This is a genomic window from Eubacterium limosum (genome assembly GCF_000807675.2).
Classification (GTDB): domain Bacteria; phylum Bacillota; class Clostridia; order Eubacteriales; family Eubacteriaceae; genus Eubacterium; species Eubacterium limosum.
Genome location: NZ_CP019962.1, coordinates 2,498,769 through 2,521,462, shown reverse-complemented (window position 1 = coordinate 2,521,462; position 22,694 = coordinate 2,498,769). Strand labels below are relative to the sequence as shown.

Below are 22,694 nucleotides of genomic sequence, written 5' to 3'. Positions count from 1 at the left end.
CCGTATCGCGGTGATACGGGTTGGTTTGTTTGAGGACGTAACGTTTCATTACGCCCTTATTTTTTAACGGTCCACCTTTATCTGCTCTCCCATGACCACCAGGCAGAGAATCCGCTCGGCGACGGGCATACCAGTCAGGTTTGCCAGGGCTTCGGCGTAGAAATTGATCTGGAGACGGTACTGGTCGATGAGCTGTTTCCGGCTGGCTTCACCAAAGTAGCGGTCGGTCTTGTAGTCTAACAGAATCCATTTTCCGTTTTCCTCAAAGCAGCAGTCGATCATCCCCTGTACCACCAGCGGGGTATCGGCATGCTGCCAGTCCGGCAGTACCTTTCTGGGGTCATACTGGTAATTGAAAGGCACTTCCCGCCGCACGCGTTCAGCGGCCAGCATGCGCCTCCCCAGATCAGACTGGAAAAATCTGCGGATAACTTCAAGGTCGATGGTCTCAGCCAGCTCTGGCAGCAGGAGCTCCTCGGTGACGAGCCTCTGCCGCTCCTCCGTAAGCAATCCATCAAATGCCCTGGTATCTCCTGCCACAGCGCGCAGCTTATCAAGAGGCAGGCTCTGCATCATAAAATGCAGGGCGGTACCCTTTTCTGCGCCGGTAATTTCCCGGGCGTCGGCTACCATAAAGGACGGCAGCGCCACGCGTTCAGGGATTTCCGGTATTCCCAGGGCCTCGGCCTGGATTCTCAGCCGTTTGACCTCGGTGACGGTCATTTTGCCGGGCAGCTCCTGCTGTCCCTCAAAGGGATAGCGGTAGCTCAGGCGGCGGCAGACCTCCTGCCACAGGGCCTCCGAGGGCGCCTGTGCCTCCTCGATCAGCTCCTCGACCGTATCCTCCGAAACATGATGCTTCAGGCTCTGCTCAGCCGTATAAAAATAGACATCGTAGCTTGGCAGACTCAGGTGCCGCCGTTTCTCCTCCTCGGTGATTTCCACCGCGCTGTTTTTTAAAAGCGCCTGCATGATCCAGTCTAAAAGACCGCCCGCTTTTTTGAGATGGTACAGATCGCCAGAGCCTGACCAGGCGGTCAGCTTGGATTCCAGATTTTTGACCATGCCTACCACCACCAGGCTTTCACGGGCGCGGGTCATGGCGACATAGAGCAGCCGCATTTCCTCGGACAGGGTTTCCATCTCGTTTTTTTCAAGGCAGATGCTCTTGGCCAGCGTAGGCATTTTTGCCCTCAGCTCCAGATTAATGTAATCCGGGCAGATGCCTAGATCCTTGTGGAACAGGATATCCCGGTTGCGGGTACGCTTGTTGAACAGCTTGCCGGTACCAGACAGGAAAACCACTGGAAATTCCAGTCCCTTGCTCTTGTGGATGGTCATGATGCGCACCACATTCTCGCTCTCACTGAGCACACCGGGCGGCGACAGATCGTACTTGTGCTTTTTCATGCGCTCGATAAACCGGATAAAGTAGAACAGGCCGCGCAGGGTGGAACGCTTATAGTCTCCGGCGCGTTTCAGGAGCACCCGCAGATTGTTCTGCCGCTGCTCGCCGCCGGGCAGGGCGCCCACAAAATGGTAGTAGCCTGTGTCCAGGTACAACTTCCACAGAAAATCCTCGATGTCCATGACCCGCGAATCCCACTGCCAGGCGTCAAGCCTTTGGTAGAAGGCTTTCAGCTTGGCGGCCAGCGCGTCCTCACGCTCATCTTTGTATTTTTCTGCTGCGGCGTAGTAGCTTCCCTCTTTTTGAAACAGGCGGATTTCTGTACACTCTTCGGTGCCAAAATCGCCGATGGGCGAGGTCATCACGCTGAGCAGCGGCAGATCCTGATGGTGGTTGTCGATGAGATTTAAAAGGTTCATCACCACACCGATTTCCATGGACTCGTAATACTGCTCGCCGCCGTCAAAATAGGCAGGAATCCCCAGTTCTGAAAAGATTTTGGCGTAGACGTCGCCCCGTCCGGCCACTGAGCGCATCAGCACGCCGATATCACGGTACTGAAGCAGGCGGCTGCCGCCGGTTTTGGTATCGTAAAAAGGTTTTCCCACCCGGCTTTGTATCTCTCTTGCGATAAAGCGCGCTTCCATCTCCACTGCGGGCATCTCGCCTACAATGGGGTCGGTATCCTCATCGGTTTTATTTTCGATGACATGCACCTGGGTTTTGACATAGGGCCCCTCGTTATCCAGGCCTTTGTAAAGCCGCGCCCGCCCGTCATACTCGATCTCGCCCAGCGCCGGGCTCATAATGGCCTCGAACACTGTGTTGACGCCGTCCACCACGCCCTGGCAGCTTCTGAAGTTCTGGCTCAGGGTAATGAGGTCGTTGAGCGCGTCGGTTTCCTGGCTGAAGGCATGATACTTTCCGATGAAAATCGTGGGGTCGGCCAGACGGAAGCGGTAAATGCTTTGTTTGACGTCCCCGACCATAAAGTAATTATCGTCCCGGACAATCCGCTTGATGATGGCCTCCTGCATATCGTTGGTATCCTGATATTCGTCCAGAAAAACGTACGCATACTGCTCGCGCACCTCCGCCGCAATGGCCGGATTCTGTAAAATACGCAGGGTGCTCTGCTCAAGGTCGTTGAAATCCAGCAGGTTTTTTTCTGCTTTTTTAAGCTGATATTTTTTCTGGAAATCCCTTGTCAGCGCCACCAGGTCTGCCATGGGGCGTTTCATCTCCGCCAGCTGGGCAAGGGCCTCTGTGAGGTCAAGATTCAGCCGTTTCTGCAGTCCCTGAACGATGCCCTTGGCTTCGTTTCGCAGATCCTTGATGTGGTCACTGGTCTCGGCGTCGGCCTTTTTATTGCCGCTGTAGCGGGCAAAGCGGATACCGGAAAGGGCGTTTCTGAAATCGTCATAGCCCTCCTCCAGCGCGTCGATGGCAAGCCCCACAGCAAAAAAATCCTCCTGAAGCTGGGCGGCAGTTTTCTCAAACCCCTCGGTGTCCCGGCACAGGGCGTATGCCCTCTCCAGAAGCTCGTAAGCCCCCTCCATATCGGTGCGGATCAGGCTGTCCAGCTCCCGCCCCCAGGGGCTTTTCCAAAACCCTCCGGCGTCCAGCCCAAAATAAGACAGCGCGCGCGCGCACCACTTTTCAGAATCCGGCTGCGTCACGAGAAAATAGTGGAAATTTTCCACCAGACTTTTGAGCTCCCGGTCGTCCCGGTTGCCGGTAAACATATCCACCAGGCGGCTGAAGGGCGTCTCGCCATCCTCTGGTATCTCCTGATATTTTTCCTCAAAGAGATCCTCCAGGGCCTCCTGAACCATGATGGAAAGCTCCGTCTCGTTGCCCAGCTTAAATTCCGGGTCGATGCCGCCCTCCTGAAAATAATCCCTGACCAGACGGCTGCAAAAGGCATGGAGGGTGGAGATGGAGGCCGCGCCCAGGCGGCTGATCTGCGCGATGACAAAATCCGAATCCACGTCCTCCTTCTCAAGCTCCGCCATGAGGGCAGCGCTCAGCCGCTCCTTCATTTCCGCCGCCGCAGACCGGGTAAAGGTAAGCACCAGCAAAGCGTCCACACTGGTCTTTTCCTCCACCACAATGCGGCGGATACGCTCGATGAGCAGCGCGGTTTTGCCCGAACCGGCCGCCGCGGATACCAGCAGGTTTTTCTTTCTGGTCTCAATGGCTCTCAGCTGATCCTCAGTCCATCTCATTGTCTTTGCCTCCTTCCTTTATTCTCTGGATAAACTCATCCCGCGGAATGCTGGTGCGCAGCACGTCATAGGATGCCCTGCCGATGCTCTCGTCGAACTGGCAGATGCCTTTGTAAGGGCAATGCTCGCAGCCGGTTTCCTTTCCCTTTTTATAGGGACGGACCGCGATATCGCCGCCCAGTATTTTTTCGGTCATCCCGATAATCACGCGCTTCACATAGCTAAGCAGATCCTCAAACTCATCCCGGCTCAGCTTGGAGTTCCGGGATTTCAGGCTGATGACCTCAGAATCCTTATCGGCCTCTGCGTCCATGGCTTTGGTGAAACGCGGGTCATCCAGATAGATGCCGTTAAGCTTAAAGGAATCGTTGAGAGCCGCGGTCAGTGTTTCCGGGTCGAGCTTGTTTACCTGGAGCATGGGATCATCCACGTGAAAATAGAAGGTGCCGCCCGGTATCAGGTTATCACCCTCCAGAATCTCAAGCCCGGCCTCCATATAGACGGCCAGCTGAAGCGACAGGCCGTAATAGATCTCCGCCAGATTCAGGGTCTTGTTACCGGATTTATAATCGATGACCTTCACAAAGGTGTCGCCCTCGCGCTGGTAGACGTCGATGCGGTCAATGACGCCACGCACCTTGACGGTCTCCTCAAAGCTTGGCAGCTCTAAAATCTGGCTGAACTGCTGCTCGCTGTATTTAAATTCAAACTCACCGCGGCGCATATGGTCCACCAGCACGCGGACTGTGCGCTTGCTCACCCGGCGCAGCTTTCGGCCGAGATACTGGTACTGGCCTGTGCTGTTAAACACCTGATGCCTGACCTGCGGCAGGGTTTCGTCCAGAATGGCGTCCACCATGGCGTCGGTCTTTTCCTGACTCAGATCCTTAACGGAAACCTGCTCCCGCTCAGCCTCCTTATAGACCGCGTCGATGAGATGGTGAAGCACGGTGCCGATGTCCGGCGGCTCCACCTCGTACTCCTGTCTGGGCACGGGCCGCAGGCCATACGCCACATAGTGGGAGAAGGGGCACTTGCGGTAGAGTTCCAGACGCGACACGCTGGCCTGAATGGGCGGCTCAAAGAGCCGGATGGCCTGCCCCTGGCTCAGTCGGTCATCCACACCGTCGTAATCCAGAGCCTCCTGAATCTGCCGGAAAGCGGTGTGATAGCGGGCGTCTTCATCATACCATTTACCGACAGCCTGCCAGAGACGCTTTGTCTCCTCTGGCAGGACCGTGCCCTTTCCGTAGCGCAGCTCCCGCAGATGGTCGATAAGGCTGGAGATGGTGCCCCTCGGGGTCGCCACGGCTTCCCATTCCTTTGAGAGGGCGTTTTCCAGAGCGCTTGTAACAGTCAGCTTTGGAAAAACCACCTGTATCCTGGGGATGAGCGGGGATACCGGAATGGTGCTGCCCTCGGCGTCCGCCATGGCATAGGACAGGTACAGATAATCGCTGGGTGCGGCGAAAAGGGTGTAGAGCAGAAAATCCTCCTGAGCCCGTCTGAAATCACTGTTGTCCTGGAGCTCCATCTCCTGTTTTCGCAGCTGACTGCGCTCACGCTCCGACAAAAGGTTAAAGGAAGGGCTGTTTGCCGGGACGACGCCCTCATTCATGCCAAAGACCAGCAGGGCTTTCATCTCAGAATGGCGGCTACGCATCAGGTCGGTGATGTTGACCACATCCTGGCGGCTGGGGATCACGCCCACGGTGTAGGACTGGAAGCCCCCACTCAGCACCGAAATATATTCTTCCAGGGTCGTACTTTCCTCCCCCATGGTGCTGTTGATCTGGTCAAACACCTCCATGAGAATGTTCCAGATCTGGTTGTAAAGGCCCATGCTGTCAAAATCACCCCGCTCCCGCAGTGCTTCGCTCAGGCGGTCAATGGTTGCAGACGCATTGATATCCTCTAAAAAACGCACCAGGCTTCTGGTTTTATCCGCGTAGGTTCTTGATTTTCTCAGGTTTTTGCGCAGCGTCATAAAAGGGGCCATGAGCCGCTCACGGCTCGCGTTCAGCGCCTCCAGCGACACCGCCTCATTTGCGCTTGGGCGATCAAAGGGCTTCTCCCAGGCGTTTCCGCGGATGCCATACTCGATCACATAGTTCTCAAGCTCCTGGGCTTCCTCAGGCGTGATGGGCGCAAACCCGGTTTTGACAAAGGTGAAGATATCCTCGTAGGCATAGTGGCTCCGGTTCGTCTCAAGCGCTGCCAGCACAGCCTCCAGAAAGTTGCTCTCTGTGACCTTTTTCACATCGTCCATAAAAAAAGGAATGCCATATTCCGAAAAGGCCCGCTTGATGGAGCCGCCGTAGGTTTCCATATCGCCGGCGAGCACCACGATATCCTGATAGCGGAAAGCCCGCTCCCGCACCAGCTCCACGATTTTCTGAGCGCCCTTTTCCACCTCGTTCCAGATGTTTTTGCACTGAACCACCGCCATATCCCCGGGTTCCTCTTCATAAGGCCGGGGCCGCAGGGCAAAGAGATTCCGTTCCAGATAGTCAAGACCTGAAACGGCCGGCTGCACTGCCGCCTCCAGATTGACGATCTCCGCCTCAAAACCCAGATCATTTGCGATTTTCTCAATCCGCTTCAGCGTCTCGCCTGGCACATAAAAGGCCGACGCGTCCGGCGCGTTCTTATCCGGGTCCAGGGTCAGGGTGATGGTCACGCAGTCCGCCTTGGCGGCCAGAGCCTCGATGATCCGGAAATCCTGATTAGAGAAGGTGTGGAAACCATCGATCCAGATCAGGGAGCGGTCCAGATAATCGGACTTTGGAATCTGGGCGCACAGAAGCTTTGCCCGGTCATCACCGTCAATCCGCTCATCAGACAACAGATTTGCGTAGGCGCCGTAAATTTTCCGGATATCCTTCAGTTTCTGGCTGAGAATCCGCCCTTCCCCCACCTCTGTCTCAGCGGCCTCCAGATCCTCTGGCGTGATCTCACTCTGCTTGAGCTCGCTGATAAACGCGCAGATATTTTCCAAAAAGCCCAGCTTTCCCGCGCTTCTGCGGTAAACCGACAGATCCTTCTGCACCTCACGGATGCTCTTCTGCAAAAGCATCTGCTTGCCGTGCTCGTCCACAAAGGTTTTGGCAATGCCGCCCACCTCGCTGAGAATCCGGTATTCCAGACGCTTAAAGCTGAGCACATCCGCGCCCAAAAGCCCCGGCAGGCGATTATAAGCCATGAGCTCCCGCTCTGCCCCCAGGGTAAACTGCTCCGGCACCAGCAGGTACATTTTGCTCCTGCCCCGCTGCAGCCGGGCTCCGATCTCCTCATAGATATAGTCACTTTTATTGATATGCAAACGGCCTTCCCGGCCGACAATCACTCTGATTCGCACTTTGCACCTCCGCGCAGTCAATTTTACAAGTAGCCTTATTATACCATTTTAATATTAGGGATGTCCTAAAAAAATCCCGGGAGGTAACTTTTGGTTACGCCCCGGGATTGCATCAGATTTTTAATGTTTGTAAATTTCTTTTCTGTGCCCAATATTTAAAACCAGAATCGTGATCGTCTGCTCGGAAATCTCGCAGACCAGACGGTAATCGCCGATGCGGTAGCGCCATTGTCCGCTGCGGTTAGCGGTGAGGCCCTTGCCGTACTGATAGGGATCGGTGCAGCCCTCAAGATTTTTCCTCAACCAAGCTGTAATCAAAAGCGCTGTATGCTTATCAAGTTTTTTTAAACTCTTTTTTGCTTTTTCAGTTAAAACAACATGATATTTTTCAGCCAAGTCCCAGCTCTCTTTCTACTTCATCCAAGGTATAAGTCACTGGATTTTCCTTATACTCCGTCATGGCCTCATAGTAAACCTTCAAGTCGAACTCATCCTCAATTTTTTCCATGATCGCCTGACGAATCGCCTCAGAAACGGATAGATTTTTCATCTCCGCATAGCTCCGGATCAACGCTTCATCCTCTTTGTTTAATCTTAATGATACAGCCATTGCACTTCACCTCTTTTTCTTGTAATACATTGTATTACAAATGCATTGGTTTGTCAAGCTAGCTTAAAGCTTCAAAGAAAACACTGTTCTATGGTCGTTCAATGTCAAAATAAGTTGACAACGTTTAAAAAATCCGATACAATGAGAAAAAGAATTAATTAGGATTGTGCAGATGAGATAAATCCGTATTGCAGCTTTGCTCAAAAGACAGCAGGGCGTGATGCGGATTTTTTGTATTCATTTTATGGAGGAGCTAAACGTGTTAAACCTGCAAATACCCCTGCCGGCTGTTATTCCGGCCATTTCCAATACCGCCGACCTCGTCGCCTTTCTGGACAGCTACGCTGATCCCTGGGTCATGATAAAGATTGGCGATATCAATACTATGCCCAACATTGTCCGCCGTGTTCACGAAAAAGGCAAAAAAATCATTGTGCATCACGATTCCATAAACGGCCTGAGCACAGACCGCACCAGTATCCGTTACCTTGCCAATATCGGCGTTGACGCGGTCAACACAACCAGGCTTCACTGCATCAGCACCATACAAAGCGAAAAAATGCTGGCCGTTTTAGGGCTTTTTATCATTGACAGCAGTGCGGTCGCCAGCGCAGTGCGCGCCGTCAATGAAAATACACCAGACTGCGCTCTGTTAATGCCCTCCTCTCTGCCAGGCCGCATTATCAGACAGATAAAATCTGAGACTGGCTGTCCCTTGTTCGGCGGGGGACTCTGCGCCAGCAGTGAAGAGCTGAACCTGCTCTTAAAGGCTGGTCTGGAAGGCGTTACCACCAGTGAGAAATCACTGTGGCATAATCAACAAAAGGAGGACTGAAAAAATGAATAATCTGGCCATTACTAGCGGAAACATCATTACCATGGATGAACACCGCCCCTTCTGTGAGGCGGTTCTCATTGAAGATGGTAAGATTGCCGCCGCCGGCTGTTCCGAGGATATCAGGTGTCTGGCCGCAGAGCGGCATATCCCCTGTATCGACTTAAAGGGGAAAACCGCAGTCCCCGGGCTCCATGACTGCCATGTGCACGTCATGGGTACCGGGCTCAACGCCATCGGCATTGACCTGTATGACTGCGCTTCGATCGCAGACGTCCTGGATAAAATTCAGGAGGCTTCAAAGGACGGTGCTACCGGCTGGGTTTACTGCACCCGGCTCGACGAGTCCCGTCTGGCCGAAAAACGGCCGCCGACCGCAGCGGAAATTGACGCGGTTGTCCCGGACCGGGGCGTCTACATTGTGGACCGCGGACTGCACTACACGCTGGTCAATACCCTGGCCTTTAACGAAATCGGTTTTGACGGAACCGAGCACGGCCTGGTAAAGGACCCTTCCGGCCACGTTACCGGACGTCTGCACGACAAAGCCAACGGCAGAGCCCGCTCCTATTTCTATGAGAAAATGACCGATACCCAGCGGGCGGAGATGCTAAACCACACGGCCTCAGAGGCCGTCAAAAAGGGGATCACCACCATTCATGCCATGGAGGGCGGCGATATGTTTTCGGATAAGGATATTCCTGTTTTTCTTGAAAATCAAAGCCGTTTTCCCCTTGATATTCGCCTCTACTGGGATACCGAAAACGTCCAGAATATTCTGGACCACCATCTGCCTGCTGTCGGAACCGATCTTTTGCTGGACGGCTCCATCGGCTCACGGACCGCGGCCTTCATGCAGCCTTATACCGACGCGCCGGATACCTGTGGCGAAATCTATTTTACCGAGGACTTTGTGGTCAACCATATCACAAGAGCCCATCAGAACAAGCTTCAGGCCGGTTTTCACGCCATTGGCCAGCGCGCTGTGACCTTTGTGCTGGACTGCCTGGAAAAATCGCTGGCGCTGTGCCCCTGCACAGACCACCGCTTCCGCATCGAGCATTTTGGATTTCCAGACAACCGTGATATTGAGCGCGCCGCCCGGCTTGGCGTTGTGATCTCAACCCAGCCTTCCTTTACCTATCTGCGAGGCGGCCCGGGCAGCGTCTATAATCTCCGTCTCGGCGATGAACGGGAGCGCCGGGGCTACCCGCTTTCCACCTTTGTGGCGGCAGGCATTCCCGTTGGCGGTGGCTCCGATTCCGGCGTCACGCCCATGGACCCTGTCTTAGGCCTCCACGCGGCGGTCAACCAGTCCTATCCCGAAAACAGCGTGGATATACAGAGCGCGCTGCGGATGTTTACCCTTGACGCGGCCTACTGCGCTTTTGAGGAAGACCAAAAGGGCAGTATCACACCCGGAAAACTGGCGGACCTCACCGTCCTGTCGGGTAACCCTTACGCCACAGCCTCTGATAAGCTCAAAGCGCTTGAGGTATGTATGACCATTAAAAACGGAAAAATTGTTTATCAAAAATAAAGGAGACCATGATGAAAAAGTATATTTTAGGCATTGACCAGGGCACCACCGGCACACGCGCCATCATCTTTGACCAGGATGTCAATATTATTTCCTCTGCATACAGCGAGTTTACCCAGTATTTCCCACAGCCCGGCTGGGTAGAGCATGACGCCATGGAAATTTATGAGATCACCCTGAAAATGATGCGGCAGGCCATCTCAGAGGCACATCTCAAGCCCGAAAACATCGCGGGCATCGGCATTACCAACCAGCGTGAGACCACTGTATTCTGGGATAAAAACACCGGAATCCCCGCAGACCACGCCATTGTCTGGCAGGACCGGCGCACCCTTCCGATCTGCGAAGCCCTGATCGAGAAGGATGGGCCGGCCATCGAAGACCGCACCGGTGTTACCATCATCCCCAATGACTCCGCCACCAAAATCCACTGGCAGCTCAAGAATAATCCCGAAATCCGCAGGGGTGTGGACGAAGGCAGACTTATTTACGGAACCATTGATTCCTGGCTCACCTGGAAGCTGTCCGGCGGCAGGGTTCATGTCACCGACCCGTCAAACAGCGCGGTCACCCTGCTGCAAAACGCAAGAACCCTTGAGTATGATGAAGGTATCCTGAGCGAGCTGGAAATCCCACGAAGCATTCTGCCAGAAATCCGCAGCACCAGCGAAATCTATACCGCCACCGACCCAGCCCTGTTCGGCGGCGTTGAGATCCCCATCGCCGGGCTCATCGGCGACCAGCAGGGCGCAACCCTCGGCCAGGCCTGCTTTGAAAAGGGCATGGCCAAAAACACCTACGGCACCGGCTCCTTTATTCTGATGAATACCGGCGATGAGTATATTCCGCCATCGGACGGGATCTTCTCACCTGTGCTGTGGTCCATTGGCGGAAAGGTTGACTATGGGCTGGAAGGCCTGGTGGACGTCTCCGGCGCGGCCATCCAGTGGCTGCGGGACGGCCTGAACATTATCGAAGAAAGCGGCGAAGCCGAGGCCCTTGCCCGGCAGGTGGCAGACACAGCCGGCGTCTACTTTGTCCCGGCATTCGTGGGCCTGGGCGCTCCTTATTTCGATTCCTACGCCCGGGGCACCATCATCGGCATTTCCCGCGGCACCACCAAGCACCACATCGCCAGAGCCGCTCTGGAATCCATGGCTTTTCAGGTGCGGGACGCCTTTAAGGTCATGGAGCGCAAAGCCGGCATTCCGCTTAAAAAACTCCGGGCCGACGGCGGCGGCGCCAAGAGCGATTTCATGCTCCAGTTTCAGGCTGACATTCTGGGAATTCCCGTTGAACGGCCAGTCATTACAGAAACCACCTGCCTCGGCGCTGCTTACTCCGCCGGTCTGGCCGTTGGCTATTGGGACTCCATTGAAGAAATTTTCAGATTCTGGAAAATCGACCGCAGCTTTGAGCCCGCCATCTCAGAAGATGAGCGCGAAGAACGCTGCTTTAACTGGAACCGGGCCATTGAGCGCGCAGGCGGCTGGCTGAAACGCTAAATACTAAAAATGCCGGGATGTAACGAAAAGTTACGTCCCGGCATTAGTTCTCTCAAAGATAATTTTTGTCTTATCGCCGTCGAAATTCGGTTTAAACGGGCCAATGGCAATGTACTTTACGTTTTCGCCGGTCGGGCACTCAATGGTCAGCGCGCATTCCTTTTCATCGCCGTTGACGAAAAAGGTGCTGTCGCTGTAGTCCCGGCCATCCTCGCTGACCGCAGTGACATCAGCCTGGTCAAAGAAAGCCCGGGCCTGGGACAGCTCGCAGGCCATCGTGATTCTCAGGCAATCGTCATAGATAGCGCGGCCTGTTTTCTGCCCTTCCACTGCCATCATGTCACTGAACCTGACAGCGCCGCCGGTGCTGAAGGTATAGGTCTCATGGGTGTCTGCAGGCGCGGCGTTAAATTGCTCCGCAGTCCTCTCCAGATCACTCAGTGTTGTATCACCACCGCCGCAGCCGCCTAGAATAACAATGAAAAGCAGCGCAAGGACGGCCAGAAGGCCCTGTCTTTTCCGCATGATTTTCCCTCCTTCATCTGTTTTTTTCATTCTATAATAGGAAAGCACCCAAATCAATACAGCTGTTTTGATTTTACCATAATAGCCACTTATTTACGGTTTTATGCAGAGCGTGGGAGGTTTTCGGGTGTTCAGCACTCAGCACCCGTGTCGCTTCAGCCACTCAAGTTCCACCTCCCGGGCTTCCCGTATGCGGCTCCTTATGGTTTCGTCACTGTAGGGCACCGCGATGACCGCGCCGCCGTGGTAGGCGATCTCATGGTCAAAACACCCGCTTTTTGGTTCTTTCATTGATTGAAAACCGGTTGACAAACAAAGGTCCCTCTGTCCGCTCAAAGACCATGAACGACAGACTGGGCCTGATGACAATCGGCAGCATAATTTTAGTCTCATTTTCAGGGACTAGAACTTCCTGAGCCATCCGCTTGCAATGCGGGACACTTACCATCAGGTGGGTTAGGATTGTTTCATAAAAGCTTTCCAGGTGGCCGTCAAAGAGCCGCTGTCCGCCGTCCGTAAAAGTGACGCACACCCGGCTGGCCGGATAGCCCTCCACCTCCTCGTAGCAGGCAATCGGTCTTTCCAGAATGGCCGCACGCGCTTCATAGCTTGGTTCTCGCTTCATTTTCTTTACTCCTTTGCATTGTTAAAGTATTGACGATAAAAAAAGAACATACGATTATATCGCATGTTCTTTTTTTATTTTACAGATTGATAAACCCAGTCTTTTTACGGACCTTCATGAGAGTTTTATAGGCGATCTTTGAGGCTCTCTCGGCGTTTTGCTTCATGACGCTTTCCAGATAGCCCTTGTCGGCCAGCAGGCGTTTGTATTCCTCCTGGATGGGGCGCAGGGTTTCTGCCACGCTCTCGCCGACAGCAAGCTTGAAGTCGCCGTAGCCCTTGCCCTCAAACTCTTTCTGGATTGCTTCAAGGCTGCGGCCCGTGGTGCAGTTATAGATTTCCATGAGGTTGGAGACACCGGGCTTGTTTTCCCGGTCGTGGCGGACTTCGGTATCAGAATCGGTGACGGCGCGCTTAAACTTACGGATAATGGTGTCGGTATCGTCTAACAGCGAGACAAAGCCGTTGATATTCTCATCGGATTTGGACATCTTTTTGCTCGGCTCCTGCAGGCTCATGATACGCGCACCGGTTTCACCAAAATAGGGCTCTGGCAGCTTAAAGGTGGGGCTGAACTGCTGGTTGAAGCGGGAAGCGATGTCTCTCGCCAGCTCGACATGCTGTTTCTGGTCGTTGCCGACAGGGACCAGATCGGACTGGTATAACAAAATGTCGGCCGCCATGAGAACCGGGTAGTCGAACAGCCCAACGCGGATGTTATTGCCCTGTTTTTTGGATTTATCCTTGTACTGGGTCATACGGCTCAGCTCACCCATGTAGCTGAAGCAATTGAGTATCCAGGTCAGCTCGGTGTGGGCCGGCACATGGGACTGCACGTAAAGGATCGATTTATCCGGATCAATGCCCACGGCCATCAAAATGGCCAGGGATTCATAGGTACGGCGCCTTAAATCCGCCGGAACCTGCGGCACTGTGATGGCGTGCAGGTCAACCACACAGTACAGGCAGTCGTAGGCCTCCTGCATGGGCACCCAGTTTTTCATGGCGCCAAAATAATTGCCGATGGTAAAGGTTCCTGAGGGCTGTATGCCGCTGTATACAATTTTTTTTTCGGATGTTTCCATAGATGCTCCTCCTAATTGATTCAAAAGTTTTATTCGTCAATATCCAGCTGTTCCAGAGTCAGCTCGCTGCAGCTAAGGCCCAGCTGTTCGATCATATTCTCAAAGATCGTATAGTCTCTCTTCCCGCCGGTGGCGCAGATACGAGTCACACCGTCGTACGGACTTTCATTAAAGGCATTGTTCTTCTTCAGATATTCCTTCAGCAGGGTGATCTGCTTGTCAGCCGGATCAATGATGCTGAGGCAGGGGTACATTTCCTCAATGGTTTTGCGGACAATGGGGAAATGGGTGCAGCCCAGAAGCAGCGCGCTGACGCGCTCCCTTTCAAAAATGGGGTCGATGGCTTCTTTGATATTCTGGCGAAGCAACACCAGCTCGCCCGGGTGGTTATTGATCACATTGGCAAGGGTACGGGTCCCCTGGGTAATGTAGCGGAGCGCCTGCGTGTGGCTGGACAGAATATACTCATAGGTACCGTTTTTGACGGTGGCGGTGGTGGCGATGAGCCCAACCGCTCCTTCCTTCTGGCAGTCGATGGTGGCCAGGCACCCAGCCTCCACAATGCTGAATAAGGGCACATTTGCGGTGAGGCTGCCGATGAGTGAGGAAATGGTATTGCAGGCCAAAAGAATGGCCTTAACGCCCATATTCTCCAGAAAACGGATATCACTGTTGCCAAAGGTGATGATTTCCTCATTTTCCCGTTCTCCGTAGGGCATACGTTTGGCATCGCCCAGATAGACGATGTTTTCTCTGGGCAACTGCCGCTGCAGCTCCCGGAGGACGGTAAAACCGCCGATTCCTGAGTCGATTAAACCAATCGGACTGCTGTTTCCCATAAGCTTATCCCTTCAATTTAAGTATTAATCACGAAAGATAATGGTGCCATCCTCATGCATTTCATCGACAATGGCCAGTGATTCCAGCCGGATACCGGACTCACGGATTTCTTTTCCACCGTTCTGAAAGCCTTTTTCAATGGCGATGCCCACCCCCATCAGCTGGGCGCCGGACTGTTTTACAATTTCCTCCAGCGCTTCTACGGCTTTGCCGTTGGCCAGGAAGTCATCGATGATCAGAACCTTATCTTCGGGATTCAGATATTTTTTTGAAACCATGATCTGGTAGGTCTGCTGCTTGGTAAAGGAGTAAACCTCACTGGTATAGATATCCTTATCCAGATTTAAGGACGCGTTTTTCTTGCCGAACACCACAGGACAGTAGTCAAAATATTTGGCTGCCACTGCGGCAATGGCGATACCGGAGGTTTCGATGGTCAAAATTTTTGTGACTTCGACATTCTCAAAGCGGCGCGCGAATTCCTCTCCCATGGCTTCAAAAAGCCGGATATCCAGCTGATGATTGAGGAATGAATCCACCTTCAATATATCTTTTCCAAGCGCATGTCCATCGTTCAAAATTTTATTCTTTAATAATTCCATTTACCCTTTTCTCTTTCTCGATTAACAAATCTTTTTTACATATTTATATATTATATCAATGACATGTACACATTGTCAAAAAAACTCTTATTTCATAGATTTTATGTTTTCAACCAACTGTAAAAGTGGATAATTGATAGTTATGGTACAAATTTGCCATTGGCAAATTTGAATTTTAATCAAAACCACATTGTGGTTTTGTTCCTAAACTATCAACTATCCACTATCAATTATCAACTAAAAAAAGCAGCGCATATTTCAGCGCTGCCTGTAAATTCTAAATTTTAATTCAATAGGATCACAGATTCTTCGGAAATCTTATCATCCTTACCGGATGATTTCCTCATCATCTGCGTTAGCTTCGTTGCCAGTCGCACGCTCACGCTTTGCTCCTTACCAATTTCTTGCAGAAATTGGACTCAGCTTACAAATTTTTCAGAAACCCCTATTTTATTTTGGTTTCTTTCTTCAAAATTTGTATTTGCTTCGTTGCCAGTCGCACGCTCGCGCTTTGCTCCTTACCAATTTCTTGCAGAAATTGGACTCAGCGTCATTTCTTCTCCTTCGCGGCCTGGGCTTCGGCTACGACTTTTTCGGAGATCATGGCCGGGGCTTCTTCGTAGCGGACATATTCCATTTCAAATTCGCCTCTGGCCTGGGTCATGGAGCGCAGCTCGGTGGCATATTTGAACAATTCTGCCAGCGGTGCTTCCGCGGTGATAACCTGTTTTCCGCCGTCGATGGGTTCCATGCCCATGATACGGCCACGTTTTTTATTGAGGTCGCCCATGATATCGCCCATGTATTCTTCCGGAACGGTGATGGTCAGCTTATAGATGGGTTCGAGCAGAACCGGTGAGGCTTCCTTCATCCCCTTGCGGTATGCCAGAGTAGCTGCCATCTTAAAGGACATTTCATCAGAGTCGACAGCATGGTAGGAACCATCGTACAGGGTGGCCTTCACGCCGGTTACCGGATAGCCGGCCAATACGCCTTCCACCATACAGTCATGCAGGCCCTTTTCGACATGTGGAATAAAGTTTCTCGGTACAGCGCCGCCGACTACCTTGTCGATAAAGACAAAATCATCATTCGGGGTATCGCCCGGTTCAAAGGTGACCCATACGTCACCGAACTGGCCGCTACCGCCGGACTGTTTCTTGTGACGGCCCTGGGCGCTGGCAGATTTACGAATGGTTTCACGGTATGGCACCTTCATCGGTTCAAGGTTTACGCCGACGCCAAATTTCTGCTGTAATTTATTGGAGATAACTTCCAGGTGCATTTCGCCGAGGCCTGAAAGTAGTGTCTGTTTGGTTTCGTTATTGCGGTTAAAGCTCATGGTCGGATCTTCCTCGATCAGACGGTGGAGGCCAGTGGACAGCTTGTCGATGTCCGCTTTGGTTTTTGGTTCAATGGCCATTGAGATAACCGGTTTCGGGAATTCGATCTTGTCGTATACGATCGGGTCCTTGGGATCGCACAGGGTATCACCGGTGACGGTAACGCCCAGCTTGGAGAAAGCGCCGATGTCGCCTGCCAGCAGGGCTTCAATTTCGATCTGCTTGTTGCCGCGCAGCACATAGATGTGATTGGTCTTTTCCTTTGCTTCCTTGGTAGCGTTATAAACCTCGGTAGTAGCCTCGAGCACACCGGACATCACCTTAAAGATGGACAGCTTACCGACAAACGGGTCAACGATGGTCTTAAAGACCAGTGCTGAGAAGCTTTCGCTTGCGCCGCAGGCACGTTCGACTTCTTTTCCGTCTCTTGGGTCCTTGCCCATAACAGGCTTGGCGTCCTTTGGTGACGGCAGATAGGCAATGATCATATTTTCCAGGGTTTCTACGCCGATATTCTGTACTGCGGAGGTACACAGAACCGGGATCAGGTCGCCATCCAGTACACCGGTGCGGATGCCATGGTGGATTTCATCTTCGGTCAGCTCTTCACCGTCAAAGTATTTTTCCATCAGCTCTTCACTGGTCTGGGCAACGGATTCCATGATCATTTCACGGAAAGGTTCCAGTTCTTCCTTCATATCTTCCGGTACTTCTACGTCAAAGCAGCGGTTGTCTTTTCTTTCGCTTCCTGTCATATCAACAATGTTGACGACGCCGCGCATGTCCTCGCCTTCGCCCATGGGTAATTCAAAAGGAATGACCTTATTGCCAAAGGCTTCCTTCAGGTTATCCATAACCTTGGCAAAGGTCGCGTTTTCGCGGTCCATTTTGTTGACCACAATGAAAGCGGGTACGTCAACCTTTGACAAAAGCTCAATGGCTTTTTCTGTACCTACCTGTACGCCGGCTAAAGCATCGACTACGATAACAACCGCATCTGCGACTCTCAGTGCTGCGTAGGCGTCCCCGATAAAATCAAAATAACCGGGTACATCGATGATGTTAATCTTGTGTCCACCATATTCTACTGGAATAATGGATGAAGAAATTGAGAACATTCTTCTCTTTTCTTCCGGATCAAAATCGGATAAGGTGTTTCCTTCATCAACTCTGCCCATTCGGTCAATGGCACCTGCATTAAATGCCATTGCTTCTGTCAATGTTGTCTTGCCGCTTCCTCCATGTCCTAATAAAAGGATATTTCTGATGTTTTTGGTTGGATACGTTTTCATGCTTCTTCCCCCTTGCTAGATTCTTAAATGATTGCATTTTCTCGAAATCATTATTTTAAAAGGTTATTTTTCCCGAAAATGCGTTTGGTTTGTTGCATGTTACTATTTTATAATATTTTGCAGAAATTATCCACTAAAACTTGTAAAGAATTACAAAAAAATTTTAAAGGGGATCGAAATCCCCTTTCTGCCTTGTTTTTCTTAAGATTACAGGTTAGCTCTCAGCTTCTCCATAACCTTCTTTTCCAGACGGGATACCGTCATCTGTGATTTGCCAATAATGGCGGCCACCTCCTTCTGGGTTTTTCCGTTATAATAACGCTCTTCGATGATCATCCGCTCGACTGGGTTCAGGCTTTCCAGGCGCTGGCGGAGGTCCTCGACATTTCCAATGTTTTCAATCCGTTCATCTTCTTCACCGATCAAGTCTAAGAGCGTTGCTTCCTGTCCGTCTGCATTGCTTTCAAATTCTGTTGATAAGGATTTTGGATAAAAGACATTATTGCCTTCCATCGCTTCGATCACAGCTTCCTCGGTCACTTCCAGGTAGTCGGCTATCTCAGAGATTGTCGGTGTCTTCATGAGCTTATGCTCCAGGGTTGTCTTCGCCCGGTTAATCTCGCGGTTGAGCTCCTGAATCCTTCTCGGAACCCGGATGATCCACTGTTTGTCACGATAATATTTTTTAATTTCGCCGATGATGGTTGGTGATGCAAAGGTGTCAAATTCAAAGCCCCTGTCAGGGTCGTAGCGTTCGACCGCGTACATCAGGCCCAGACAGGCAACCTGATAAATATCTTCCACATCGTTGCTGCGGTAAGCGTATTTTTTGACCAGTAATTTAGGAATATACAGGAAATTCTCGATGAGGCGATCACGAATTTCCTTATCGCCTGTTTTCTTATATTCGATAAACAGCTTTTTTGATTCCTGTTTTGTCATTTGATTTGGATATTCCATCTTACGTCCTCAGGTATTTCACCATCGTGATACTGGTACCCATTCCTTTATTACTGACGATTTCTACCTCATCCATCAACGATTTAATAATAAACAGGCCAAAGCCGCCGGCCTGGTTGCCGGGCAGTTCCGGCTCACTGACGCTTTCAGGTTCATATCCCTCACCACGGTCTTCGACACGAATGGTAAGCTTGTCCTGATCAAGCTGATAATACAGATCATAGCACTGCTCGCTCGAGCAGCCATGACGCAGGGCGTTCGTGCAGGCCTCGGAAACGGCAACCTTCAGGTCCTCTACCACATCAATCGAAAAGCCAACGATATTTCCGACTGATGCAACCGTCAGGCGCGCAAGGCTGACAAACTGCGGAAGACTCGGCAGGCTAATGTGAACTGTTTCTCCCTGCAAACTTCTGCATGTACTGCAACTCATATCACTCATTGCTATTTTTCCTCCACAATACTAAAAATTTGATCGACACCGGTCAGCTGCAGCAGCTTAACAACATTTTTCTGAGGATTGATCAGCGTCATGTTCAGATCTCTGCTCATACTGCCTTTGCGCAGCTCAATCAGGATACCGATTCCTGTGCTGTCAATGTAAGACAGGTCCGTTAAATCCAGAAAAATGTCTTTTGTATTTGCTTCAATCAATTTTTCGATGGGTTCCTTAAACTGCGTGGCAGTATAGATATCAACTTCTCCTGTAACACGTACACCTTCCCGGCCGTTTTCTAATTCACTTATTTCAAACATTATATCCTCCTCAACGAACATAGTTGAGCTGTTAAACAGCTCCTAATATGCGCTCATTCAACATCACTAAGATTATTATACCCAAATTTCTCACCTTTTAAACTCAAAAATCAAAAATAATTCTTTTTTTAACAGAAAAAGATCAATCTAAAAGCACAGGCTGCAGTACATCGATCCATTTTAACAGAAAAACCTTAAAGTAACTTCAGGGCAGCAAAAAAATACCCAGGACATAACCAGACGTTACGTCCCGGGTATTGGGAAGCGCCTTACGCTTCCGAAAGCCACTTTCCGCTCGATTCATAGAGAGCGTTCACCATTTCCGGCCGGTCGATCCCCGGCAGGTCATCGTAAAACGCCATGCCCGATTTTTCAAAGAAATAGCACAGAGCAGCATAAGACGGTCGATAGCCTTCCGGGTCAAAATCAAGGGGCTGAGGCGTACCAATGCAGTAAGCCGGCTCCACGGTGTCCTTCTCATAAATGCCGGTCAACGATAAGATAAGCCAGCAGTCCCTCTCCCTTACCAGCCGGTAATGCAGCCGCGCGTAAGAGGTCAGGTCATACCACTGCCCCTGCAGCTTCTGGCGCATCTGTATACTGGTGATACATTCCGCCACGGCTCTGTCGCCATTGCAGCGGACTACCATATGATTGATTTTATGCGGCGCAAAACTTTTCATTTTTTCAGAAGCTTCAATAAAGCCCTGTCCGCTGCCCTTATACCAGGAAATACACACAGTTGATTCGGGGTGGAAGCATTTCTTCATCTCTGTCCACAGACTCTGATCCCGGCAGAACCGCTCAAAGGTGACCAGCTCCTTTACCAGAAACAGATCTTTTTGCAGACTGTCATCCACATCATATAATCTTTTAAACATAAATTTTACCTCATTTTGCTTTCTTTATAGTTTTTTGTAGATTAATTCCTAAATAATTCTATTTTCATCTCTGTTTTTATGCTATACTTTTGAGGGAGGGCGATAACTATGGCAATTAAACGAAAAGGAAATCTCACAAAGGAAAAGATCCTGCATTTTGCTAAGGATGCATTTTATCAGAACGGCTATCACGCCACACAGCTAAAATCCATTGCGGCACTGGCGGATCTGAGCCTCGGCAACTTAAACTACTACTTCAAAAAGAAGGACGACCTTGTCGAGGAAATCTATCGGCAATTTTTTACAGATATTTACCATTTTATTAAAAAAAGCGCAGTGACAAACCCGCTGGAACAGTTCTGCCTCTTTCAGTTTATGGTTTATACCATTGTTCTTACCGATGAACACAACAAGCGCTTTTACTGCGAAATCATCCAGGATAAGTCAAATTACCGGGTGATGCACGGGCTCATGCGTGAAAAATACCACGAAATGCTGGGCGCCCTTGGCCGCAGCCCCGAGCCCCTCGACTTTGAAATCATCCTTCTGGCGGAGTTTGGGACACGGCGCGAAATCTTTTTAAACTTTTTTGCTGGCAACCTGCATCTGACCCTTGATCAGCTTGTCTATTACCTGATCCGGAACACCTGTAAAAACCTGGAGGTTCCCCCCGCCGTTTTTGAAAACCTGATGACCTTTTCCCATCATTTTATAGCCGAAAGGGATTTTTCCCACCTGAAATTCCTTGCATAAATAAAACGCCTGCACTGTTCACAGGCGTTTTTTCATTCACTCCACTGCCCTACATCAGTGACAGAAACAAGACAAATCCTGCCAACAGCCCATCCTTTGCTGCATCATCCGGCAAAAAATCAAGCATTGGCTTTAACGCTTCCACGCCGTCCGGATATTTGGTATAGTCCATCTCTTCTATATTTTCTTTATGATCAGCCATTTTTTCTCTCCTTTATTGATATTGGTGCACAAACTCACTGACAGCCAGCAGATTTTCACGGTTACAGTCCTTTGGATGTGATGTGAACTTATTGGTGCACAGCACCAGACCGCCATCCCTTCCAACTTCATCAATCACGCGTTTAGCGTAATCAATGCATTCCTGTTTTGTTCCTCTGGCGATGAGGGACACCGGCAGACCTCCCCACAGACACAGGTTTGGCAGGCGTTTCCGCGTCTCAAAAATATCATCCATCTCAACATAAAAGCAAAAATGCCCCTTTGGCAGCTCCTGCAGGTATTCGGCCACATGCTTGAAGGATCCCTCACTCAAAACAAACATTGTATTGTCCGTCTCGACGATTTTATCGGCCAGTTCCTTAAACTGCGGCCAGAAGAATTTTTCAAACTGCTTTGGATTGATCATGTTATCGCTCAGCATGATGGTAAACGCGGTAAAGGCGCTTGTCTTTGTGTCTGCGTGGGTGATGCCGTCAATTAAATTTTTGACAAAAACATTGTGGTAGACCTCGTTAAAGGCCAGCACTTTTTCAGGTATTTTGCGAAGATCCCGCGACAGGCCCTTCATACCTCTCAAAAAATTATACAGCGCTTCAAAGGCTGGGTAAATTCTGGCGCCGTGTACGCTGTCCAGAATGGGTGGTACGCCGCATTCCTCTGCCAGGCGCTTGTTGGTCTTTCCCATGGCCTGATCATAGGCGAGAAATTCTCCGAGAGTCCTCTGAATGGTCTCGAGGGGCATCCCTTCTTTAAAGTAAGTGTACTTCCTCGGAATAATATTTTCCCACAGTGTTTTTAAAGGGTTTTGTACAAATGCATCATAGTCATCCTCATGAAAATGCGTCTGTTCCTTCAGCATCAGTGTGTTGTTCACATCGTCAATGCCATACTCAAAGTTCCCCAGACTCCTTGTCATAATCAGAGGATTGCGGTCTCCAATATCCAGCAGCGTGTCAAACTGGTAGCGCCTTTGAAAATCAATGTTAGCGTCTTCAATTTTCTGTTGATCCATCAGGGCATCACTCAGAGTGTATCCAAGATCATAATACCGCCAAAAGGCATCGTTTGTGACAAAAGGAACTCTTTTAGGACGCTTTTTCATCCGTACCGCGTCATCGAATATCTCGATTCTTTCCTGAAAAGCTTTTGTTTGATCCATTTTTTCCACCTTCTCCATTGTATTTTATTTGAATTATACAATCTTTTCCTAAAAAAATCAATACTTTTTAGGAATTTAAGAATTAATTCATATTTTTACCTATATTCCACGTAAACTAAAAAAGAAACTAAAGGCATCAAACCTTCAGTTTCTCAGGGACAGGCTCCT

At 50.7% G+C, this 22,694-nt stretch carries 21 protein-coding genes; 4 read left to right on the top strand and 17 right to left on the bottom strand.

Annotation, left to right across the window (positions count from 1 at the left end):
- Positions 1–63 precede the first annotated feature (63 nt).
- From addA to relB, 4 genes are all read right to left on the bottom strand, one after another.
- Positions 64–3,636: a helicase-exonuclease AddAB subunit AddA gene (gene addA / locus B2M23_RS11825; protein ID WP_038352199.1), complete on the bottom strand. Its 3,573-nt coding sequence runs from the start codon at positions 3,634–3,636 to the stop codon at positions 64–66.
- Positions 3,623–6,994, bottom strand: coding sequence for a PD-(D/E)XK nuclease family protein (locus tag B2M23_RS11820; protein WP_038352200.1), 3,372 nt, complete (start codon positions 6,992–6,994; stop codon positions 3,623–3,625). Before B2M23_RS11820 ends, addA begins: the two co-directional genes overlap by 14 nt.
- A 120-nt stretch (positions 6,995–7,114) precedes the next feature.
- Entirely contained in the window at positions 7,115–7,390 is a 276-nt protein-coding gene (locus B2M23_RS11815; RefSeq protein ID WP_038352201.1) for a type II toxin-antitoxin system RelE family toxin, read from the bottom strand.
- A complete protein-coding gene (relB, locus tag B2M23_RS11810) occupies positions 7,383–7,604 on the bottom strand; it encodes a type II toxin-antitoxin system RelB family antitoxin (RefSeq protein WP_038352202.1) in 222 nt (73 codons plus the stop codon). Before relB ends, B2M23_RS11815 begins: the two co-directional genes overlap by 8 nt.
- A gap of 259 nt (positions 7,605–7,863) precedes the next feature.
- On the opposite strand from relB, the gene B2M23_RS11805 reads away from it, so the two are divergent.
- From B2M23_RS11805 to glpK, 3 genes are read left to right on the top strand one after another with little or no spacing between them, the layout of a single operon-like run.
- Positions 7,864–8,439: a glycerol-3-phosphate responsive antiterminator gene (locus B2M23_RS11805; RefSeq protein ID WP_167617886.1), complete on the top strand. Its 576-nt coding sequence runs from the start codon at positions 7,864–7,866 to the stop codon at positions 8,437–8,439.
- A 4-nt stretch (positions 8,440–8,443) separates the two neighbouring features.
- Positions 8,444–9,979, top strand: a complete 1,536-nt coding sequence (locus B2M23_RS11800; protein ID WP_038352204.1) for an amidohydrolase — start codon at positions 8,444–8,446, stop codon at positions 9,977–9,979.
- 11 nt (positions 9,980–9,990) lie between these two features.
- Positions 9,991–11,484: a glycerol kinase GlpK gene (gene glpK, locus B2M23_RS11795; protein ID WP_038352205.1), complete on the top strand. Its 1,494-nt coding sequence runs from the start codon at positions 9,991–9,993 to the stop codon at positions 11,482–11,484.
- A 30-nt stretch (positions 11,485–11,514) separates the two neighbouring features.
- On the opposite strand, the gene B2M23_RS11790 is transcribed toward glpK, so the two are convergent.
- From B2M23_RS11790 to B2M23_RS11745, 11 genes are all read right to left on the bottom strand, one after another.
- Positions 11,515–12,009: a hypothetical protein gene (locus tag B2M23_RS11790; protein ID WP_038352206.1), complete on the bottom strand. Its 495-nt coding sequence runs from the start codon at positions 12,007–12,009 to the stop codon at positions 11,515–11,517.
- Between the two features lie 138 nt (positions 12,010–12,147).
- Positions 12,148–12,300, bottom strand: coding sequence for a hypothetical protein (locus tag B2M23_RS21230; RefSeq protein WP_167617884.1), 153 nt, complete (start codon positions 12,298–12,300; stop codon positions 12,148–12,150).
- Positions 12,272–12,634: a hypothetical protein gene (locus B2M23_RS11785; RefSeq protein WP_038352207.1), complete on the bottom strand. Its 363-nt coding sequence runs from the start codon at positions 12,632–12,634 to the stop codon at positions 12,272–12,274. The genes B2M23_RS21230 and B2M23_RS11785 overlap by 29 nt, the downstream gene beginning before the upstream one ends.
- 79 nt (positions 12,635–12,713) lie before the next feature.
- A complete protein-coding gene (gene trpS / locus B2M23_RS11780; protein WP_038352208.1) occupies positions 12,714–13,718 on the bottom strand; it encodes a tryptophan--tRNA ligase in 1,005 nt (334 codons plus the stop codon).
- A gap of 29 nt (positions 13,719–13,747) precedes the next feature.
- Positions 13,748–14,557 (bottom strand): glutamate racemase, encoded by an 810-nt coding sequence (murI, locus tag B2M23_RS11775; protein WP_038352209.1) that lies wholly within the window; start codon positions 14,555–14,557, stop codon positions 13,748–13,750.
- A gap of 24 nt (positions 14,558–14,581) precedes the next feature.
- A complete protein-coding gene (locus tag B2M23_RS11770) occupies positions 14,582–15,160 on the bottom strand; it encodes a xanthine phosphoribosyltransferase (RefSeq protein ID WP_038352210.1) in 579 nt (192 codons plus the stop codon).
- 550 nt (positions 15,161–15,710) lie between these two features.
- The gene (fusA, locus tag B2M23_RS11765) at positions 15,711–17,795 is read right to left on the bottom strand and encodes an elongation factor G (protein WP_038352211.1); all 2,085 of its coding nucleotides are present in this window, start codon (positions 17,793–17,795) and stop codon (positions 15,711–15,713) included.
- A gap of 207 nt (positions 17,796–18,002) precedes the next feature.
- Positions 18,003–18,755, bottom strand: coding sequence for a SigB/SigF/SigG family RNA polymerase sigma factor (locus tag B2M23_RS11760; RefSeq protein ID WP_013379147.1), 753 nt, complete (start codon positions 18,753–18,755; stop codon positions 18,003–18,005).
- Between the two features lies 1 nt (position 18,756).
- On the bottom strand, positions 18,757–19,197 hold the full coding sequence (locus B2M23_RS11755) for an ATP-binding protein (RefSeq protein ID WP_038352212.1): 441 nt from the start codon (positions 19,195–19,197) through the stop codon (positions 18,757–18,759).
- A gap of 2 nt (positions 19,198–19,199) precedes the next feature.
- On the bottom strand, positions 19,200–19,511 hold the full coding sequence (locus B2M23_RS11750; protein ID WP_013379145.1) for an STAS domain-containing protein: 312 nt from the start codon (positions 19,509–19,511) through the stop codon (positions 19,200–19,202).
- Between the two features lie 269 nt (positions 19,512–19,780).
- Positions 19,781–20,392 carry a nuclear transport factor 2 family protein gene (locus B2M23_RS11745; protein WP_038352213.1) on the bottom strand — a complete coding sequence of 204 codons (612 nt, stop codon included), beginning with the start codon at positions 20,390–20,392 and terminating at the stop codon, positions 19,781–19,783.
- A 108-nt stretch (positions 20,393–20,500) separates the two neighbouring features.
- Here B2M23_RS11745 and B2M23_RS11740 point away from each other — a divergent pair, with 108 nt between their 5' ends.
- Positions 20,501–21,145, top strand: a complete 645-nt coding sequence (locus tag B2M23_RS11740) for a TetR/AcrR family transcriptional regulator (RefSeq protein WP_038352214.1) — start codon at positions 20,501–20,503, stop codon at positions 21,143–21,145.
- A 49-nt stretch (positions 21,146–21,194) separates the two neighbouring features.
- On the opposite strand, the gene B2M23_RS21225 is transcribed toward B2M23_RS11740, so the two are convergent.
- Positions 21,195–21,347: a hypothetical protein gene (locus B2M23_RS21225; protein WP_167617882.1), complete on the bottom strand. Its 153-nt coding sequence runs from the start codon at positions 21,345–21,347 to the stop codon at positions 21,195–21,197.
- 12 nt (positions 21,348–21,359) lie between these two features.
- Entirely contained in the window at positions 21,360–22,526 is a 1,167-nt protein-coding gene (locus B2M23_RS11735) for a uroporphyrinogen decarboxylase family protein (protein ID WP_227206463.1), read from the bottom strand.
- Between the last annotated feature and the right edge of the window lie 168 nt (positions 22,527–22,694).

Bases quoted from the DNA above. Each gene is read 5' to 3' on its own strand.
- B2M23_RS11790 (WP_038352206.1), bottom strand. From the start codon at position 12,009: ATGCGGAAAAGACAGGGCCTTCTGGCCGTCCTTGCGCTGCTTTTCATT.
- B2M23_RS11770 (WP_038352210.1), bottom strand. From the start codon at position 15,160: ATGGAATTATTAAAGAATAAAATTTTGAACGATGGACATGCGCTTGGA.
- B2M23_RS11760 (WP_013379147.1), bottom strand. From the start codon at position 18,755: ATGGAATATCCAAATCAAATGACAAAACAGGAATCAAAAAAGCTGTTT.
- trpS (WP_038352208.1), bottom strand. From the start codon at position 13,718: ATGGAAACATCCGAAAAAAAAATTGTATACAGCGGCATACAGCCCTCA.
- B2M23_RS21230 (WP_167617884.1), bottom strand. From the start codon at position 12,300: ATGAAAGAACCAAAAAGCGGGTGTTTTGACCATGAGATCGCCTACCAC.
- B2M23_RS11785 (WP_038352207.1), bottom strand. From the start codon at position 12,634: ATGAAGCGAGAACCAAGCTATGAAGCGCGTGCGGCCATTCTGGAAAGA.
- glpK (WP_038352205.1), top strand. From the start codon at position 9,991: ATGAAAAAGTATATTTTAGGCATTGACCAGGGCACCACCGGCACACGC.
- B2M23_RS11800 (WP_038352204.1), top strand. From the start codon at position 8,444: ATGAATAATCTGGCCATTACTAGCGGAAACATCATTACCATGGATGAA.
- B2M23_RS11740 (WP_038352214.1), top strand. From the start codon at position 20,501: ATGGCAATTAAACGAAAAGGAAATCTCACAAAGGAAAAGATCCTGCAT.
- B2M23_RS21225 (WP_167617882.1), bottom strand. From the start codon at position 21,347: ATGGCTGATCATAAAGAAAATATAGAAGAGATGGACTATACCAAATAT.
- B2M23_RS11735 (WP_227206463.1), bottom strand. From the start codon at position 22,526: ATGGATCAAACAAAAGCTTTTCAGGAAAGAATCGAGATATTCGATGAC.
- B2M23_RS11755 (WP_038352212.1), bottom strand. From the start codon at position 19,197: ATGAGTGATATGAGTTGCAGTACATGCAGAAGTTTGCAGGGAGAAACA.
- fusA (WP_038352211.1), bottom strand. From the start codon at position 17,795: ATGAAAACGTATCCAACCAAAAACATCAGAAATATCCTTTTATTAGGA.
- addA (WP_038352199.1), bottom strand. From the start codon at position 3,636: ATGAGATGGACTGAGGATCAGCTGAGAGCCATTGAGACCAGAAAGAAA.
- B2M23_RS11745 (WP_038352213.1), bottom strand. From the start codon at position 20,392: ATGTTTAAAAGATTATATGATGTGGATGACAGTCTGCAAAAAGATCTG.
- murI (WP_038352209.1), bottom strand. From the start codon at position 14,557: ATGGGAAACAGCAGTCCGATTGGTTTAATCGACTCAGGAATCGGCGGT.
- B2M23_RS11750 (WP_013379145.1), bottom strand. From the start codon at position 19,511: ATGTTTGAAATAAGTGAATTAGAAAACGGCCGGGAAGGTGTACGTGTT.
- relB (WP_038352202.1), bottom strand. From the start codon at position 7,604: ATGGCTGTATCATTAAGATTAAACAAAGAGGATGAAGCGTTGATCCGG.